Consider the following 18,067-nt stretch of genomic DNA (forward strand, 5'->3'; position numbering starts at 1 on the left):
GGTATGCATTTGTCATGGACGTCAATCGATCCTGATCTTCTTCTCTTCTTTCTCGATAGCGGTGCGCGCAACCAGCACTGGCAGGTGGCATATCAACCCGGCGCTGATAAGCGCGTAGCGATGGCACTCTAACAAAAAGCACGTTTTAAAGCGGTGCTTTATGCAAATGCGGCGCCAAGCACGGTAAGCACCAGCGTAAAGATACTGCTTTTCTCCTGATGGGCTTCTGGGAGGACGTGAGAGGCGCCTATGTACAGGAGAAACCCCGCCAGGAAACCAGGGTATAAAGGCATCTGTCCCTCGGGGATCTTGATCAAGAGCGTTGATGCCGCCCCAAGGATCGGTGCCACCGCGACCAGCAGGAGCAAGCGAAAGGTGTGGAGTCAGGTGAGCTTGTTCAGCAGGAGCAGGGTCATCGTATTGAGGCCATCACCAATGTCGTGCAGGATCACGGCGAACGCGACCAGCAATCCCAGGCAGCGCATCCAGATTGGTCTGGGTGGGATCAACAGAAATATGCACTTTTTGTATGTGAGGCGCGAAGCATGACAGAGAGGATGCTACCAAAAGAACAGTTCAGAGTTGGATGGAAAAAAAGAGACAGAGACCCGGTGCTACTCTGTCTCTTCCTGGCGTCGTCGACGTGCGATTTCCTCATACAATTGGCGAGCCTGTTGCGCTGCCTGGGGATCCTGGATGGTATGAATGCCGGCGAGCATCTCTCCCGAGAAACTGACAAAGAGATCTTCAAGAATCCGCCCCACGAAGTGTGAGATAAATTCCTGCTGGGTATAATTTGGGTAATACACATAGGCCTGATCCCGCTTTTCCACACGCAGCAGCTTCTTCTTCGCCAGGCGCGTCATCGTGCTCATGACGGTGGTATACGCAATGCGCCGCCGCTCATAGAGCACTTCAAAAATATCCCGCACCATGGTCCCCTCATGAGCAGGCCTGGCCCAGATGAGTTCCATGATCTCCGCTTCCAGATCACCCAACACCTTGCGAATGCCAGGACGATCGGGACGAAACGTATTCAAATCGATCTCTGCGTCCATACGTATCTCCTTCTCACAGTGTCAGAGGTATCTATGCACAGGCAAAGAGGAACGTTTATTACACACACGACACCATTCAACCATCTCTTCACCTGGCAAGTTCCTCTCATGCATGTGCGTATTCTACCATAGAGTGCGCAGAGAGCATAGTACAACTCAAGAATAGCAACCGTTCTCTTTTTTCGATCATCTCTCCCATCACCGTTGTCACGTTTTCACCATCGTACCTGTCCATGCCAGCCTCAGAGAGCCTGTAACCGCGCCCCCGTCCACAACGTCCTGTACATAGAATAGCCTACTCAAAGCATACCATCCACAGCCTCCAATACCTGCACATGTAGTTGTGGAATATGAACAAACAGTGCCAGCAGTTCCTCCAGGCTTATCGGTTCACGTATAATCGCCAGCCAGAATAGAACACTCTGCTCAATCCGTGAGAGACGCCTGAATTGCTCATCCAGCAAATTCCGCACACTGCCAAAGACAACTTCACCTTGCTCCAGGAACTCGGCAATCTCACCTCCAAACAGATCCGCAATGCTCTGCACGATGATGTTTAGCGCTAGAGGATTGCCCGCATAGGCCGCGATAAGCCTCATCTGCTCCAATACGCCTCATTGCGCGCCAATTGAAATTATGGCGTATGCTATAAGCTATCCAGAATATGCAACAATGATGTCAGAACCATTGGTTATGAAGTGAGGAAGGAAACTTTTAGCGATGCAACATTGGATCTGTGTCACATGTGGTACGCAGTTCGCCGCCAGCGAGGAAAAGCCGGATTCAGGCCCGATCTGCCTGGACCAGCGCCAGTATGTGGGACACCAGGGGCAGCAGTGGACGACGCTGGAGGAGATGCGCGGCAGCGGCGGGTATAGCAATACCATCAAGCAGCACGAGCCGGGGGCTGGTGGGCATCGGGACCACGCCGAAATTCGCCATCGGGCAGCGCGGTCTGCTGGTGCGCAGCGAGCAGGGGAATATGCTGTGGGACTGCATCACCTACCTGGGCGATAAGACCTACGAGGCCGTGAAGGAGCTGGGCGGCATCTCGGCCATCGCCATCTCCCACCCACACTACTATTCATGCATGTATGCGGCGCAAGTCCGCATTCCTGGTATCCACGGGCACTGAGGGATGGTATATCAACCCTCAGCGCTGATAAACGCGTAGCTATGGCATCACAACAACCGGAACGCTGGTTGCTCTGCTGATGGTTCGTGGCCTTGTGGTTCGTGGCTTTGATGCCATTCAGGAGAGTCAGCGCTGAAGACCACATGCGATCCGTCGGAAAATTCATCGAGAGCCAGGTGGGGAACCGTTTTGGGGGCTGGACGGAGCAGCGAGATGATCATCCCGAGCATGAGCTTGAACTGGATAGCAAAGCCAGGCCTGACTTCCGGGGTGGTGGCCACATAGCGTCTTGCGATGGTCTCAAAATCCTCTGCCTCTCTGCCAGTGATGCGGCGAACCACATCCGTTGGCGCATTGACGCCAAACGTATTCTTCTGGTAATCGATCACGTATTGCGAATATGCGGCAAGCGCATAAAGAGACAAGCGACCTCTCATCACCTTCGACACCATCCACATCGGAGCATTGCGGTAAGTGACCTTGCGCTCAAGGACCTTGCCGAGAGTTGCCGCGATTTCTTGTGGAGAGAGGAGCTTTGGACCAGTGGGCCGATACGTTTTTCCGGCGTGTCCTTCTGGCCTGGTGAGAATCTCAGCCACCACACAGGCCATATCTTCGTTGGAAGGAGGCGCGTTGAGGCCAAAACCATAGGGTAAGGACAACTGCCCAAATTGAGCGGCGAACGGTAAGACTTGCATCTCGTTGTCCGCGAAAAAACCAGGATTGATGAAGGTGACGGCGGTTCCCGGTAATAACGCAAACAACCTGTCCGCTAGCCAGCCCTCACGAGTGTGTATGGAGGGATGATTGGGGTTGGAGAGCCACTGGCTCATCGCGACGGCGGATTCCAGTTGTTGCTCAGCCGCGACCACCGTAAAAATGGCTGCTGCTTTGAGATACCCGGCCTCGTTGGGAACACAGAAGTAGGCACGCCTGCCCCCTGCCATCGCAGTTCTCATATCGTTGATATCCGTAAGCGAGCCGACGACGATATCTGCGCCTTTCGCCTTGAGGTGTTCGCTTCGCTGATCTGCTTGATGCACAAAGGCGGTGATGGGAAAGCCTTCGGAGAGCAACTGAAGAACAATGGGCATGCCAGTCCTTCCGGCGGCTGTCAGAACAAGGATTCTTGGTTTACTCATAGGAGGATGCTCCTGTTTGATAGGTGGAGAGATGCCACTCTCCTCTGGCGAGATGCGCGTCTTTGAGCATATCGCAGACACGAATACTCTTCTTACTCATGATTCTCGGGATGACGCAGAGGAGCAGGTGGCACGACGACCTCGACCATCCCTGTCGTTACATCATAGACGAGTCCAGAAACCAGCCAGCTCCCGGGCAGGGTGGGGTTCGCCTTGAGCGTAGCCACATCCACCGCAACCGCTGCGTAAGGATCAGTGACCGCCCTGGAGCTCAGTCCTTCCTGGCCGATACCAAAGTAGCTCGCGAGCAGGTCAGGGTTCCCTTCCAGGCGAGCAATTCCGCATTGGGTATGCTGAAGCACGATAAGATGAAACTCACCCGCAGGATTGCCTTCTTCACTCGGGGCTATCCTACCCAGCATCCCCAAGGTCTGCAACGCCCCTGGAGTAACTCGCCCACCCACATTGCGGATCACAACCGCTTCTCCGGGACCCAGGCCGAGCAGGTGAGCCGGATCGACGCGCGGATCAACACAGCCAATGATCATGGCTCTCAAGGTCGGCATCAGGGGTAAATCTTTCTGGAACTGATGGGATACAAAGCCCTGGTTCCGTTCTACCAGGGTGTCAAGCATTGTCATGGTGATTCTTCTCCCTTACTAATAACAGTTCATGGACGGTCGCCATCTTGTGCGTTCTCTCAGACATACATCTAAGGGGACATTTAGCGGCTGTCATAGTGGCAGCATGGAGTTTTCCTTTTGCTTCAAACCACTTCATACCGTTGACAGAATGAGCATACTGTTTGACGTAACGGCAAAGTCAAGCCCCGCTTTTCAATACATCGATCGGTATGCATGCTGTTTGGCACGGAGAAAAGAAATAATAGGCACAGCCATGAAAATCTAAGATCTGAAAAGAGCCGGGCGCAAGCTGAAGGGGAAACTAGAAGGCATGGCTATTTGTAGGCTGGTGGGTATGCGCGTTGAAAACGTGGGATCAACAGAACGCGTCAAACTCGTTCCAATCCTTCAATCTGTGGCGGCTCAAGTAAGGGGAGCAGGATGATCGGACCTTGTTACCGGCAGTTGGATCTCGATCACCGCTTCGTCCTGTTGCTCCGACTGCGGCAGTTGGAGGAGGAGATCTCGCCCCGCTCCGCTTATCTGCCACCCGTGGTGTTCCATCCAGGCAGCCAGTGCTCCATAACTCCTGTGGATGTCGCTGACGCGCCCGACGTGTACAAGGGTCGCCATGGTCTGAGTGGCAGGCAAGGTACGCACAGTGAGCAGGCGCTCCTCGGCGAGTTTGACCGACTGCGGGCCTTTCTGGGTGAGCAAGTAGCCGACTTCGACATCGAGTGCTTCGGAATCATACATGGGGGAATGGATGATGACGGTGATAGGTCCAAGGCAGTTGCGGCCCACTATGGCCGGAACAGTAGTAGCAATGCTGCGAACAAGATACTGGATCGCGTCCATGCCTGCCAGCACGTCGCGTAGCCCAAGAAATGGCGAGGCTTCCACCGCTTTCAGGATCACATCAGGTTCCTGCACCTGTCCATGGGTCTCGATCTGCTGCAACCTGCTCTCCACGACGCGCAATCGTTCCATCTCTTGCTGAACTGATTGCTCGATCTGGGCTTTGCGTAAGGTCAGCATCCCTCGCATTTCATCAACCGAGGTCTCCTGATCCAGAAGTTGGGCGATATGTTCCAATGATAAGCCCAGTTCTTTAAGAACCAGAATGCGATTGAGCCGAGGCAATTGCCGTGCACTGTAGTAGCGATATCCCGTTTCCGGGTCGATAGCCTGTGGGCTCAGCAGACCAATCTCGTCGTAATACCGCAGCAGGCGACCTGAAACCCGGGCGATTTTGGAGAAGTCGCCGATACGAAACATGTCGATTCCTCCTTGGGAAGTTCTCTAGAGGAAGTATATAGTTTGACGCTACGGCAATGTCAAGAGAACCAGTCGCGAAACCTGTGCTTTTCGAGCCCTATCCCCCCTACCTATAAGCTATTTAGGCGAAGGATGCATCTGTTTCTGGGCACAAACTGTACTGCTTTTCATTTGGGGATTGCTAACATAGTCCCCAAATGAAAAGCCATCGTCAGCGTGCTGTATAGACGCCGTTCTCTTCGGCATCCCGCCGATGAGCGAGATTCACCGGCTGCGAGAAAAGGTCAGAGAAATCGCTGACTGATGAGAAACAGGGGCACATCCGTGGAGTATTTTATAAGCGATCCAGAATGTGGTAATAATGATGCCAGAACCCTTTGTTATAAAGTGAGGAAGGAAACTTTTAGCGATGCAACATTGGATCTGTGTCACATGTGGCACACAGTTCGCCGCCAGCGAGGAAAAGCCGGAGTCGTGTCCAATCTGCCTGGACCAGCGCCAGTACGTGGGGCACCAGGGACAGCAGTGGACGACGCTGGAGGAGATGCGCGGCAGTGGCGAGTATAGCAATACCATCAAGCAGCATGAGCCAGGACTGGTGGGGATCGGAACCTCGCCGAAGTTCGCCATCGGGCAGCGCGGCCTGCTGGTGCGCAGCGAGCAGGGCAATGTGCTGTGGGACTGCATCACCTACCTGGACGACGAGACCTATGAGGCTGTGAAGGAGTTGGGCGGCATCTCGGCCATCGCCATCTCTCACCCACATTACTATTCATGTATGGTGGAATGGGCGCAACGCTTCGACGCTACCATCTACCTGCATGCGGACGACCGGCAATGGGTGATGCGTCCCGATGAGCGCATCATCTTCTGGAGCGGCGAGACGCAGCAGTTGCCCGGCAACCTGACGCTGGTGCGCCTGGGCGGACACTTCCCGGGTGGGACTGTGCTGCACTGGCCGCAAGGAGCCGAGGGCAAGGGCGCACTGCTCACCGGCGACATCATCACCGTGGTCGCGGATCGCCGCTGGGTCAGCTTTATGTATAGCTATCCCAACTTGATCCCGTTGCCAGCCGCCGAGGTGGCTCGCATCCGCGACGCCATCAGGCCCTATGCCTTCGATCGCATCTACGCCGCCTGGTTTGACACCATCGTCCCAGAAGACGCCCATGACGCTGTCATGCGCTCGGCCGACCGCTACATCGAGGCCCTGCAGACCGTTCTCCCCATCCGACAGGGATAAAACCAGTGCGGCCGCGTAGCAGACGCGCGTGCGCGGGTGCTCACGTGCCCCATGGTAACGAAGGTAAGAACCTTCTGCGAGCGTGTCTGACTCTCATAATGATGGCCTGCGGCCTGCATGGGTTTTCGCACCTCCGGTGTCAGAATTCCTTTATATGTTGTTACATCGGCTGCGCGGATGCGCGCCCGATGTAACAACATATAAAACCGGTGCGGCCGCGCGTGCGGGGGCGCGCATGCACCCTCAACATGAAGGATGTCAGACACATTCTAAGGATGGTTAAAGCGAGATAAGCTACACCTATTCATACCAACCGGCGATATAGAGATAACAACGGCGCTTCACTTTTGAGCTTTCATGGGCTGCATAGCGATTTGATGGCGTCCACCAGCGCATTAAAGCCACATGTACGAGTGAAGCTGCCGGAATCTTAAATATCTGCGCGGCCGCCCCTTGATAATCAATGAGGTTTTCTGTCATAGGGGTATAGTAGCGATAGCCTGGATGATCTTCCTCATCATGCCATTTGATGAGTGGGATATCAGGCAGCCAATATCCCATGCTTATTGGCTGGAAGGATGTTCCCTCTGAAATAAAGAGCTTTTTCTTATTCAAAACCGATCGTAACGCCCCTCCGAAAAGCTGATCAGGGCCTCCTTGCCAGGGTGAAACATGAGTGCAGAGAAACGATCTCATATCTGCCTCCTGGCCAATGAGCTTACAGGACGCCACAATCACATCTTCACTGTGAGGAGCAATCAAGCGAGGAGCGCGAGACAAGGTCATATCCCAGATCTGCCCCACGTTGAACCCGGTGGCCGCAGGATAATAACTTCCATCGGTGCGTAACAAGCGAACATTTTTCCTATCTTCCGTCAATCCATGCAAACAAATCTTACTCCCATACGCAATTTTGGCGCTAATCCAGACTTTCATGGCACATCCTTGCTTCTCGCTATACTTATTCTGCTATATTCCAGTACTGCCTGTCGAAGCCTTGCATGAGCGGTGAGGTGCTGTCCTGGGGGGTGACGACCAGGAGGGCGCGCATGGCGCGGGTCATGCCGACGAACATGGTGCGGCGCTCAAGTGAGAGGTATTCTTCGCGTTCCTCGTCGCTGGAGGTGTGCGGCATGGTCGTGTGCCAGGCGCTGTCCAGGAAGCCGGCGAGGGCGACGATGGGGAACTCCAGTCCCTTGGCGGAGCGCAGCGTGATGACTTTGATGCAGGAACGCTTGAGGTCGAGCTCCTGGCCGGTCATGAAGGTGGCTTCCAGTCCTTGCTGGCTGAGTGCTTCGGCGATGGCGCGGCCGGCCTTGATGGTGGGACAGAGGACGGCGCAGGCGCCCGAGCTCATGCGGTAGGCGCTGCGGGCCTGACGGAAGAAGCTGACCAGCAGTTGCAGCTGCTGGTGCTGATCCTGGATGCGGCGCATGATAGGCTGGGGACCGTTGTTGACATAGAGGCGCTCTTCATTATCGGTATCCAGCGCTCCTTCGGCGAGGTAGTTTTGGGCCGCCTCACCGATTTCACGGGTGGAGCGGTAGTTGGCGTGCAGGATGGCGGTGCGGCCCTGGAATTTGAGATCCTGGTGGACGTCGCTCCAGTTGAAACCGCTGCCGTAGATGGACTGGTTGGCGTCGGCGGTAATGAAGAGCCGGTTGGACTGTTTGCAGAGGTGGACCAGTAAGCGGAGGGCGCTGGGATCGAGGTCCTGCGCCTCGTCGACGATGACGGCATCGTAGAGCCGGGTATAGGCTCCCTGCGCGACGTAGGCCTCAGCCATGGCTCTGGCCTGGCGCCAGGTGATCTTGCCCTGCCGCGACAGGCTCTGCTGCAGGGTCTCGAAGACGCTCCAGACGGCGCGGCGCTGAATCCCTCTAAGGGGAAGCTTGCGACCGGGCCGGGCGGCGCTCAGGTAGTCTTTGAGCGTGTGGAGCTGGCGGGCGACGATCACCTGGTTGATCTCCTGCAGCAGGTAGTCCAGGCTCATCTGCTCGATGGTCTGCCGCTGGCTCTGCTGCTGTTGCTCGCTGCCATCGAAGCGCGTCTGCTGGATCGCCTGCCGCAGCAGAGTGTTGATCTCACTATCGCCAAGGATGTGGGGGGCGCTGCCGGCCTGGCTCAAGAGCGTAATGGCGACCCGGTCGGCGGTCTGCACCTCGACGAAGCGCCGGTCTTCGCCCAGCAACTGCTCAAGCAGCTGGAGCGAGGAGTTGACGAGGGCATTGGTGTAGGTGGTGAAGAGGATGCGGATGTCGTCGCGGCCCTGCTTGCGCAGCTCAGCAATGAGCGCGCGCACACGGTAGAGGGCGATGGTGCTCTTGCCCGTTCCCGGCAGACCTTTGAGCAGCGTGGGGCCGCTGGCCTTCATGCCCCAGGTGACGTATTTCTCCTGTTCCGGCGAAAGCCTCAGCAGGAAGCCGATTAATTCGCCCTCTTTGAAGCGCAGCAGGTCGTCGAGATGCTGAACCTGCAGGTCTGGCTGCTGCATCACCTGCTGGATGGGGCGTGGAAACATATACTCCAGCACGGTATCAAGGATCTGGGCCGGGACATCGGGGCAGTTGAGCAGGTCATCCTCGGTCTGCAGGGGCGTCAGGCGGGCAAAATGCTCCTCGGGGATCTGCAGGCGGGCGAGCAGTTCCGCGGTGATGGGCTGGGGGAGGCGCGTGACTGCAGGCTCGTCGCTCGCTGGTGCCTCCCAGCTATGGACACCGGGTTGGGCGATGCGCAGTTCGGGAATCAGGCCGCCCAGGAATTCGGCGTCGATCTCTTCATCATAGGTATCGTCATCGCGCCGGCGCAGCGCGAGCAGGCTGATATACGGCTTCTCGAAGGTGTAGAAGAGGCGGTACTTGCCGCTGCGAATGCGGTGCAGACGCGGATGGAGGTGCTTCAGCTGCTTCTTCACTTTGGCATCCGGCGTGGGATCATATTCAAGAAGTTTGATCTTCTCGTGAATCTGCTGCACCTCTTTGGGTGGCAGCGCCATCCATTCATTTCTGAAGCTGGGCTTCATGGTTGTGTACCAGCTGCTCTCCATCGCAAGTCACCTCTTTACTCTATCGTCGATGTTGCATCATGCATGGTGCGTCTTTTGAGAGGAAAAATAGCCATCAGTAAAAATAAGTCGCCGATACCGTATCTTACCTGAAAAAGAGAACTTTTGCAATGTATGATGCCCAAAAAAGCTGATGGTAACTTTTCATTACAAAGGAAGGGAGTCTCGCAAGAACTGCGTAGAGCATACAGAGATCTTTACTGGTTTGGCAAGGAACTGAAGTAAAGAGAGCTATGCTGGCAGCGAGCGATCTTTTTTCAGGTTACCACAGTTTTTCGGCTGAGGACGAAATTCATAGTCTGGCGAGTTCTTCGGTATTCACCGAAGTTCAAAAAATTTTACCGTTTTCTCTTGACAGAGCTGTATTAAAGGCCCTACAATGGCGATGCATTGAAATACTTAATTATAAGTAGTTCACTGGTTTTATTTCTCCACTCCTGAGTTGATTTCTAGTGCTTGGTGCATAGAAAGCTGCCCGATCATGCCTGATAACACTATTTTTCAATTTCGTGATCAGCTCATTCACGATTATGCCTCGTATATTCAGAGCTTTATCCAGATCCGCGATACCACAATCAGAGACTTTGTCGAGGGGAAGCTGCGCGAAGGGGTGCTGTGGCCGGAGCCGCTGATTCAACTCAATCCGCTATTTGAGCCGGGGGAGCCGATTGATGAGCTGGTGGCGCAGGGGATCTTGCACCGCGAATGCGCGCGCATCTTCCGTAGCGGCAAGTCGGCGAGCAACGATCTGGGAGCGCCGCTGCGCCTGCACCGCCACCAGGCGGAGGCCATCCGGGTGGCGCGGCAGGGGGCCAGCTATGTGTTGACCACCGGCACCGGATCGGGCAAAAGCCTCTCCTATATCATCCCCATCGTCGATCATGTGCTGCGCCAGGGCAGCGGCAAGGGGATCAAGGCCATCGTGGTCTATCCGATGAACGCGCTGGCCAACAGTCAGTTGAAGGAGCTGGAGAAGTTCCTGGAGTATGGCTACGCGGGCCGCAGAAGCCCGGTGACGTTCGCGCGCTATACCGGGCAGGAGTCGGACGAGCAGCGCCAGCAGATCATCGCGCAGCCGCCCGATATCTTGCTGACCAACTATGTGATGCTGGAACTGATCCTGACGCGCTCGGTGGAACGTCCCCTGATCTCCCTGCCCAACCTGCAATTTCTGGTGCTGGACGAGCTGCATACCTATCGCGGTCGGCAGGGCTCCGATGTGGCGCTGCTGGTGCGGCGCGTGCGCGATCGCCTGGCGGCGGGCGATTTGCAGTGCATCGGGACCTCGGCGACGCTGGCCGGGGCCGGTCGCTACGAGGAGCAGCAGGCCGAGGTGGCGCGCATGGCCACGCAGATCTTCGGGACCGAGGTGCGGCCCGAGCATATCATCGGTGAAACGCTGATCCCGACGACCCGCGTGACCGAGCGGGACGAGCAGTTTCAGCGCCGCCTGAGCGAGCGGGTACTGGATCGCGCCTATCAGCCACCCAGGGACTATCAGAGCTTTATCCAGGATCCGCTGTCGATCTGGATCGAGAGCACATTCGGCATTACCGAGCGCGACGGCCGCTTTGTGCGCACAGTCCCCAAGAGTATCGAAGGCGAACGGGGCGCGGCCGCCGAGCTGAGTCAGCTGACCGGCGCACCGCTGGAGCGCTGTATCGCGGCCATCCAGCAGACCCTGCTGGCCGGCTATGAGTGCGAGCCGCATCCGGAAACGGGACGGCCTCCCTTTGCCTTCCGCCTGCATCAGTTTATCAGCAAGGGGGATACGCTCTATGCCTCGCTGGAGGCGCGGCGCTATCTGACCCTGCAGCGGCAGCAATTTGTGCCGGGGACGCGCGAGCAGATGCACGTCCTGCTGCCGCTGGTCTTCTGCCGCGAGTGCGGACAGGAATACTACTGCGTGCGCATCCGCGATCAGCGCTTCGTGCCACGCGCCCTCAATGATCATGTGGATGATGAGAGCCAGATCGGCTTCCTCTACTACAGCCCTGATCATCCCTGGCCGCAGGAGGGCGAAGCGCAGCTGGAGCGGCTCCCCGACAGCTGGATCGAAGAAACGAAATCTGGCGTGCGCGTGCGCAGCAGTCGCAGAAAGGATCTGCCGCTGGCACTGCGCGTGCATCCCGATGGTTCGTTCCGGGAGAGCAGCGATACGACGCCCGCCGAGGATGAGCTGGCCTGCCATTTCGTGCCGGCGCCGTTCCGCTTCTGCCTGCACTGCGGCGTCACCTACGGCTCGCGCCAGTCGGATGATTTCGCCAAGCTGGCCTCGCTCAGCTCGGAGGGACGCAGTACGGCGACGACGATCCTGAGCCTGTCGGCCATCCGGCGCCTGCGCGAGGACCCACGGGGAGCGATACCGGCCAAGATGCTCAGCTTCACCGACAATCGGCAGGATGCCTCGCTGCAGGCGGGCCACTTCAACGATTTTATCGAGGTGGGCGTGCTGCGCTCGGCGCTCTACCACGCGGTGCAGCAACGCGGCAGCGACGGTCTGCAGCACGACGAGCTGACCCAGCAGGTCTTTGCCTCGCTGGCGCTGCCGCTGGACCGCTATGCCAGCGACCCGGCCGTCAAATATCAGGCCCTCAACGATACCAAACAGGCCTTGCGCCAGGTGCTCGGCTACCATCTCTACCGCGACCTCAAGCGCGGCTGGCGCATCACCTCACCCAACCTCGAACAGTGCGGCCTGCTCAAGATCCAATATCGCTCGCTGGAGGAGGTGTGCGAGGATGAGGAGGTATGGAGCCAGTGCCACGGCGCCCTGAGCACGGCCTCGCCGCAGACGCGCGCCAGAGTGGGCAAGGTCCTGCTCGATTACATGCGCCGCGAACTGGCGATCAAGGTCGACTACCTGGACCAGGAGTTTCAGGAGCGCGTGCAGCAGAAGAGCAACCAGTTCCTGATCTCACCCTGGGCGCTGGACGAGAACGAAACGAAGGTCCACGCCTCGATCCTCTTCCCGCGTCCCAGCGAGAGCCGGGATTACGGTGGCAACGTCTATCTGTCGGCGCGCGGCGGCTTTGGGCAGTATCTACGCCGCCGCTCGACCTTCGAGGAGTTTCAGGAGAAGCTGCGCCTGGAGGATACGGACCTGATTATCCGCCACCTGCTGGAGGGATTGCGCGTGGCCGGGCTGGTCGAGCGCGTAATGGAGCCACGCTCCGATAAAGAGGTGCCGGGCTACCAACTGCCGGCCTCGGCGATGATCTGGCTGGCCGGCGATGGGACGCAGGCGTTCTATGATCCGATCCGCATTCCCCGTGAGTCGAGCTCGGGCCACGGGACCAATCCGTTCTTCGTGGAGTTCTATCGCGCGACGGCGAAGAACCTGGAGAGCCTGCGCGCCTATGAGCATACGGCGCAGGTGCCCTACGATCTGCGCGTCCAGCGCGAAGAGGATTTCCGCGCCAACAAGATCCCCATCCTCTATTGCTCGCCGACGATGGAGCTGGGCGTCGATATCGCGGAGCTGAACGTGGTCAATATGCGCAACATCCCGCCGACGCCCGCCAACTACGCGCAGCGCAGTGGACGCGCCGGCCGCAGTGGCCAGCCCGCGCTGGTCTTTACCTATTGCTCGACCGGCAGCCCACACGATCAGTATTTCTTTAAGCGGCCCGAGAATATGGTGGCGGGCGCGGTGACGCCGCCGCGCCTCGATCTGGCCAATGAGGACCTGGTGCGCGCCCACATCCACGCCATCTGGCTGACCGAGACGGGGCTGAGCCTGGGCCGCTCGCTCAAGGATCTGCTGGATGTCTCGGGGGAGGATCCGTCGCTGGAGCTGCTGGACTGGGTGCAGGATAGTATCGAGGACCCGGCAGCGAAGAAGCGGGCGCGGCAGCGGGCGGCGCACGTGCTGCTGATGCTGCGCCAGGAGCTGAGCGGCGTGGGCTGGTACACGGAGGATGAGTGGCTGGAGCGCGTGCTCGACCAGGTGGCCTGGCAGTTTAACGCCACCTGCAAACGCTGGCGCCTGCTCTACCGGGCGGCGCTCGACCAGGCCCGGCAGCAGAGCGCGATCATGCTGGACGCCTCGCGCAGCCAGGCCGATAAGGACCAGGCCAAACGCCTGCGCGCCGAGGCCGAGTCGCAGCTGTCGCTGCTGACCGACGTGGCGAGCCTGGAGCAGTCGGACTTCTACAGCTATCGCTACTTCGCCACCGAGGGCTTCTTGCCGGGCTATAACTTCCCGCGCCTGCCGCTGTCGGCCTATATCCCCGGTCGGCGCGTGCGCCAGCAGGCCCGCGATGAGTATCTCTCGCGCCCGCGCTTCCTGGCCATCTCCGAGTTTGGTCCGCGCGCCATCGTCTACCACGAAGGATCGCGCTACCTGATCAACCGCGTCATCCTGTCACTGGAGGACAGCGAGAAGCTGACGACGAGCGGCGTGAAGCAGTGCGAGCACTGCGGCTACCTGCATCCCCTGCAGGATGGCGTGGGCGTGGATATCTGCGAGCAGTGCGGCGCGCAGCTCCCCATCCCGCTGCGCAACCTGTTCCGGCTGCAGAACGTGGCCACCCAGCGCCGTGAGAAGATCAACTCCGATGAAGAGGAGCGCGTGCGCCTGGGCTACGAGATCCGCACCGCCGTGCGCTTCTCCGAGTACGAGGGACAGACCTCGGTGCGCGTCGGCCTGGCTATGCCGCCGGCTGGCGAGAACGGCACTGGTGAAGCAAGCGAGCCGGTAGCGAAGCTGACCTATAACCATTCGGCCCGCCTGTGGCGCATCAATCTGGGCTGGGTGCGGCGCAAGAACAAGCAGCAACATGGCTTTGTGCTGGACCTGGAGCGCGGCTATTGGGCCAAGAACGAGCAGGCCGTCGATGAGCCGGACGATCCGATGTCGCCGCGCACCGCACGGGTCATCCCCTATGTGGAGGATAGCCGCAACTGCCTGATCTTCGAGCCGGCGCTGCAGCAGAGCCTCAAAGTAATGGCCTCGCTGCAGTCGGCGCTCAAGAGCGCCATCCAGATCCGCTATCAGCTGGAAGATAATGAGCTGGCCGCCGAACCGCTGCCAGACGAGCAGGTGCGGCGCTCGATCCTCTTCTATGAGTCGGCCGAGGGCGGCGCGGGCGTGCTGCAGCGCCTGCTGGAGGAGCCGAACGCCATGCGCGAGGTGGCGCGGGAGGCGCTGCGCCTCTGCCACTTCGATCCCGATACGGGCGAGGATCTGCACCACGCGCCGCGCGCCCAGGAGAACTGCGAGGCCGCCTGCTATGACTGCCTGCTCTCCTACTATAACCAGCGCGATCATCTGCTGCTCGATCGCTTTGCGATCCGGCCCTTCCTCTTCCAGCTGGCGCAGGGACAGGTGGCGATCTCGCCGACGGGCAATGCCAGATCGGAGCACCTGGAGCAGCTGTCGCGCCAGGCCGGTTCCGGGCTGGAGCGGGAATGGCTGCGCTTCCTGGATGAGCGCAACTGTCGCCTGCCCTCGCACGCGCAGCAGCTGGTGGAGTCCTGCGGCACGCGGCCGGACTTCCTCTACGATAGCGAGGGGGTGGCGATCTATATCGATGGGCCGCACCATCTCTATCCCGAGCGCCAGGCGCGCGACGCGCAGCAGGCCGAGTGCCTGGAGGACCTGGGCTATTTCGTCCTGCGCTTCGCGCATCAGCAAGATTGGGCGGCGCTGCTCGCCCAGTATCCACATATCTTTGGGAGGCCGGAATGAACTTCGCGGTTGGATCATTGGTCAAGGCACGCGGACGCGAGTGGATCGTGCTGCCGGAATCGAGTGAGGAGGTGCTGCTGCTGCGTCCACTGGGCGGCACCGAGGATGAGGTCACGGGCATCGCCCGGCAGCTGGAGACGGTCGAGGAAGCCTCGTTCCTGCCGCCCGATCCCGATCTGCTGGGGGATTATCGCTCCTGCCGCCTGCTACGCGACGCGGTACGCCTGGGCTTCCGGTCGAGCGCCGGTCCCTTCCGCTCCTTCGCCCACCTGGCGGTCGAGCCACGCCCCTACCAGCTGGTGCCGCTGCTGATGGCGCTGCGCCAGGAGCCGGTGCGCCTGCTGATCGCCGATGACGTCGGTATCGGCAAGACCGTGGAGTCGTGCCTGATCGCGCGCGAGCTGCTGGACCGTGGGGAGATCTCGCGGCTGGCGGTGCTCTGTCCGCCGCACCTGGCGGAGCAGTGGCAGGCCGAACTGAGCGAGAAGTTCCACATCGACGCCAAACTGGTGCTTTCCAGTACGGTCTCGCAGCTGGAACGTGACTGCCGCCTGGGCCAATCGCTGTTTGAGCGCTACCCCTTTGTGATCGTCTCCATCGATTTTATTAAATCCGACCGGCGGCGCGATGAGTTTCTGCGCACCTGCCCCGAGTTCGTGATCGTGGATGAGGCGCATACCTGTACCGAGGCGGGCGAGGGTCGCGGCGGACGCCACCAGCGCCACCAGCTGGTCGCCAGCGTCGCCGCCGATCCGCAGCGCCACCTGATCCTGGTCACGGCCACGCCGCACAGCGGCAACGAGAGCGCCTTCCGCTCGCTGCTGGTCCTGCTCAACAAGGACTTCGCGCAGTTGCCGGAGGATCTGAGCGGACGCGAGCACGAGCAGGCGCGCCGTCAGCTGGCGGCCTATTTCGTGCAGCGGCGCCGCGCCGATATCCGCGCCTACCTGCACGCCGATACGCCGTTCCCTATCAGGATGGAACAGGAGCAGAGCTACAAGCTCACGCCGGAGTACCGGCACCTGGTGGAGCGGGTGATGCGCTTCGCGCGCGAGACGGTGATCGATCCCAACGACAGCAGCAAGCATCGCCAGCGCGTGCGCTGGTGGTCGGTGCTGGCGCTGCTGCGCTCCATCGCCTCCAGTCCCGCCGCCGCCGCCGCCACACTGCGCAGCCGGGCCGCCACCGCCGACACCGAGACGGAAGAGGAGGCCAACAGCATCGGCCGCCATACCCTGCTGGACCTGATGGAGAATGAGGCCACGGAGGGCGTGGACCTGGTGCCGGGCAGCGATTTTGAGCAGGAGCAGGGTGGTGAGACGCGCGTGCGCCGCCGCCTGCAGGAAATGGCCCGCGAGGCCGAGGCGCTCAAGGGGGCGAAGGACGAGAAGCTGCAGCAGGCCATCAAGATGGTCGGCGGCATGCTCAAGGATGGCTTTCAGCCGATCGTCTTCTGCCGCTTTATCCCGACCGCCGAGTATGTGGCCCAGGCGCTGCGCGAGCGCCTGCCCAAAGGCGTACAGGTGGAGGCCGTGACCGGGCTGCTGCCGCCGGTGGAGCGCGAGAACCGCATCGCCGATCTCTCCCAGCATGCCCAGCGCGTGCTGGTATGTACGGACTGCCTGAGCGAGGGCGTCAACCTGCAGGAGCACTTTAACGCGGTCATCCACTACGATCTGTCGTGGAACCCGACGCGCCATGAGCAGCGCGAGGGCCGCGTGGATCGCTTTGGGCAGCCCTCCAAACAGGTGCGCGTGGTGACCTACTACGATGGCTCGACCGACTCGCTGGATCGCATCGTGCTCAACGTGCTGATTCGCAAGCATCAATTGATCCGCACCTCGCTCGGCATCTCCGTGCCGGTCCCGGCCAATAGCGAGCAGGTGATCGAGTCGATCTTTGAGGATCGCATCCTGCGCGGGCGCGAGAACGTGCTGGAGGGCGATCAGATGGCGCTGCCGGGGATGGAGGATCCGCGCGAGAAGGAGCTGTCGCAGCAGTGGACCGATGCCTCGGAGCGCGAGAAGCGCTCGCGCAGCATGTTCTCGCAGGAGACGATCAAGGTGGACGAGGTGGCGCGCGAGCTGGAGGCGATGCGCTCGGCGATCGGCTCGACGGTCGATGTGGAGACCTTTACGCGCGATACCCTGCAGGCATATGGCGCGGCCGTCAGCCAGAACAGCCAGGGGGTCACGCTGCTCGATCTCAGGGAGACGCCACGGGCGCTGCGCGATACGCTCTCGCTCCACACCACCAGCCTGAAGGCGCGCTTCGAGCTGCCGGTGAGCGATGACGAGGTCTACCTCAATCGTACGCATCCCGTGATCGAGGGCCTGGCCACCTATGTGATGGATGCCGCCCTCGATCCCGAAGGGGAGGGCGTGGCGCGCCGCTGCGGGGTGATCCGCACCAGCCGCGTGGCGAAGCGCACGACGCTGCTGCTGACGCGCATGCGCTTCCACATCGTGACGCGGCAGGCCGGCGAGGAGCGCATCCTGCTGGCCGAGGACTGCCAGATCCTGGCCTTTAGCGGCGCGCCACACAACGCCAGCTGGATCGATGATCCAGCCACGATCAACGCGCTGGTCGAGGCGCGGCCGGAAGCCAATACGCTACCGGAACAGGCCCGCAACCTGCTGCGCCAGGTGATCGACGCCATCCCGACGCTGCAGCCGCACCTGCAGGAGGCCGCCGCGCAGCGAGGCAATGAGCTGCGCGAGGCGCACCGGCGCGTGCGCAGCGCCGCGCAGATGCGTGGGATACGCTACGAGGTGAAGTCTGAGTTCGCCCCCGATATCCTGGGCATCTATGTCTATCTACCCAAACTGTGAT

13 protein-coding genes are annotated in these 18,067 nt (G+C 59.8%); 5 read left to right on the top strand and 8 right to left on the bottom strand.

The window, feature by feature from the left end:
* Window positions 1-9: 9 nt before the first annotated feature.
* Window positions 10-132: a hypothetical protein gene (locus KTT_RS37450; RefSeq protein WP_268904543.1), complete on the top strand. Its 123-nt coding sequence runs from the start codon at window positions 10-12 to the stop codon at window positions 130-132.
* A 251-nt stretch (window positions 133-383) separates the two neighbouring features.
* On the opposite strand, the gene KTT_RS37455 is transcribed toward KTT_RS37450, so the two are convergent.
* From KTT_RS37455 to KTT_RS26465, 3 genes are all read right to left on the bottom strand, one after another.
* A complete protein-coding gene (locus KTT_RS37455) occupies window positions 384-509 on the bottom strand; it encodes a hypothetical protein (protein ID WP_268904544.1) in 126 nt (41 codons plus the stop codon).
* A 105-nt stretch (window positions 510-614) separates the two neighbouring features.
* Window positions 615-1,058, bottom strand: a complete 444-nt coding sequence (locus KTT_RS26460; protein WP_126600470.1) for a BlaI/MecI/CopY family transcriptional regulator — start codon at window positions 1,056-1,058, stop codon at window positions 615-617.
* Window positions 1,059-1,357: 299 nt separating this feature from the next.
* Window positions 1,358-1,666 (bottom strand): hypothetical protein, encoded by a 309-nt coding sequence (locus KTT_RS26465; protein WP_126600472.1) that lies wholly within the window; start codon window positions 1,664-1,666, stop codon window positions 1,358-1,360.
* A 137-nt stretch (window positions 1,667-1,803) separates the two neighbouring features.
* Between KTT_RS26465 and KTT_RS26470 the strand changes: the two genes are divergently transcribed.
* On the top strand, window positions 1,804-2,193 hold the full coding sequence (locus KTT_RS26470; protein ID WP_126600474.1) for an MBL fold metallo-hydrolase: 390 nt from the start codon (window positions 1,804-1,806) through the stop codon (window positions 2,191-2,193).
* A gap of 47 nt (window positions 2,194-2,240) precedes the next feature.
* Here KTT_RS26470 and KTT_RS26475 read toward each other — a convergent pair whose 3' ends face one another.
* From KTT_RS26475 to KTT_RS26485, 3 genes are all read right to left on the bottom strand, one after another.
* Window positions 2,241-3,335 (bottom strand): NmrA family NAD(P)-binding protein, encoded by a 1,095-nt coding sequence (locus tag KTT_RS26475; RefSeq protein ID WP_126600476.1) that lies wholly within the window; start codon window positions 3,333-3,335, stop codon window positions 2,241-2,243.
* Window positions 3,336-3,427: 92 nt separating this feature from the next.
* Window positions 3,428-3,976 (bottom strand): carbonic anhydrase, encoded by a 549-nt coding sequence (locus KTT_RS26480; protein ID WP_126600478.1) that lies wholly within the window; start codon window positions 3,974-3,976, stop codon window positions 3,428-3,430.
* A 405-nt stretch (window positions 3,977-4,381) separates the two neighbouring features.
* The gene (locus KTT_RS26485; protein WP_126600480.1) at window positions 4,382-5,236 is read right to left on the bottom strand and encodes a MerR family transcriptional regulator; all 855 of its coding nucleotides are present in this window, start codon (window positions 5,234-5,236) and stop codon (window positions 4,382-4,384) included.
* Between the two features lie 409 nt (window positions 5,237-5,645).
* Between KTT_RS26485 and KTT_RS26490 the strand changes: the two genes are divergently transcribed.
* Window positions 5,646-6,479, top strand: a complete 834-nt coding sequence (locus tag KTT_RS26490; RefSeq protein WP_126600482.1) for an MBL fold metallo-hydrolase — start codon at window positions 5,646-5,648, stop codon at window positions 6,477-6,479.
* 300 nt (window positions 6,480-6,779) lie between these two features.
* Here KTT_RS26490 and KTT_RS26495 read toward each other — a convergent pair whose 3' ends face one another.
* Window positions 6,780-7,415, bottom strand: coding sequence for a dual OB domain-containing protein (locus KTT_RS26495; protein ID WP_126600484.1), 636 nt, complete (start codon window positions 7,413-7,415; stop codon window positions 6,780-6,782).
* A gap of 25 nt (window positions 7,416-7,440) precedes the next feature.
* On the bottom strand, window positions 7,441-9,525 hold the full coding sequence (locus tag KTT_RS26500; protein ID WP_126600486.1) for a UvrD-helicase domain-containing protein: 2,085 nt from the start codon (window positions 9,523-9,525) through the stop codon (window positions 7,441-7,443).
* A 499-nt stretch (window positions 9,526-10,024) separates the two neighbouring features.
* Here KTT_RS26500 and KTT_RS26505 point away from each other — a divergent pair, with 499 nt between their 5' ends.
* Window positions 10,025-15,235 (top strand): DEAD/DEAH box helicase, encoded by a 5,211-nt coding sequence (locus tag KTT_RS26505; RefSeq protein WP_126600488.1) that lies wholly within the window; start codon window positions 10,025-10,027, stop codon window positions 15,233-15,235.
* Window positions 15,232-18,066, top strand: coding sequence for a DUF8741 domain-containing protein (locus tag KTT_RS26510; protein WP_126600490.1), 2,835 nt, complete (start codon window positions 15,232-15,234; stop codon window positions 18,064-18,066). The genes KTT_RS26505 and KTT_RS26510 overlap by 4 nt, the downstream gene beginning before the upstream one ends.
* The last annotated feature ends 1 nt before the right edge of the window (window position 18,067 follow it).

The sequence above is a fragment of the Dictyobacter aurantiacus genome, from assembly GCF_003967515.1.
Taxonomy (GTDB): domain Bacteria; phylum Chloroflexota; class Ktedonobacteria; order Ktedonobacterales; family Ktedonobacteraceae; genus Dictyobacter; species Dictyobacter aurantiacus.

Coding starts and splice junctions, on each gene's coding strand:
- KTT_RS26460 (WP_126600470.1), bottom strand. CDS start 1,058: ATGGACGCAGAGATCGATTTGAATACGTTTCGTCCCGATCGTCCTGGC.
- KTT_RS26475 (WP_126600476.1), bottom strand. CDS start 3,335: ATGAGTAAACCAAGAATCCTTGTTCTGACAGCCGCCGGAAGGACTGGC.
- KTT_RS26480 (WP_126600478.1), bottom strand. CDS start 3,976: ATGACAATGCTTGACACCCTGGTAGAACGGAACCAGGGCTTTGTATCC.
- KTT_RS26485 (WP_126600480.1), bottom strand. CDS start 5,236: ATGTTTCGTATCGGCGACTTCTCCAAAATCGCCCGGGTTTCAGGTCGC.
- KTT_RS26490 (WP_126600482.1), top strand. CDS start 5,646: ATGCAACATTGGATCTGTGTCACATGTGGCACACAGTTCGCCGCCAGC.
- KTT_RS26495 (WP_126600484.1), bottom strand. CDS start 7,415: ATGAAAGTCTGGATTAGCGCCAAAATTGCGTATGGGAGTAAGATTTGT.
- KTT_RS26500 (WP_126600486.1), bottom strand. CDS start 9,525: ATGGAGAGCAGCTGGTACACAACCATGAAGCCCAGCTTCAGAAATGAA.
- KTT_RS26505 (WP_126600488.1), top strand. CDS start 10,025: ATGCCTGATAACACTATTTTTCAATTTCGTGATCAGCTCATTCACGAT.
- KTT_RS26510 (WP_126600490.1), top strand. CDS start 15,232: ATGAACTTCGCGGTTGGATCATTGGTCAAGGCACGCGGACGCGAGTGG.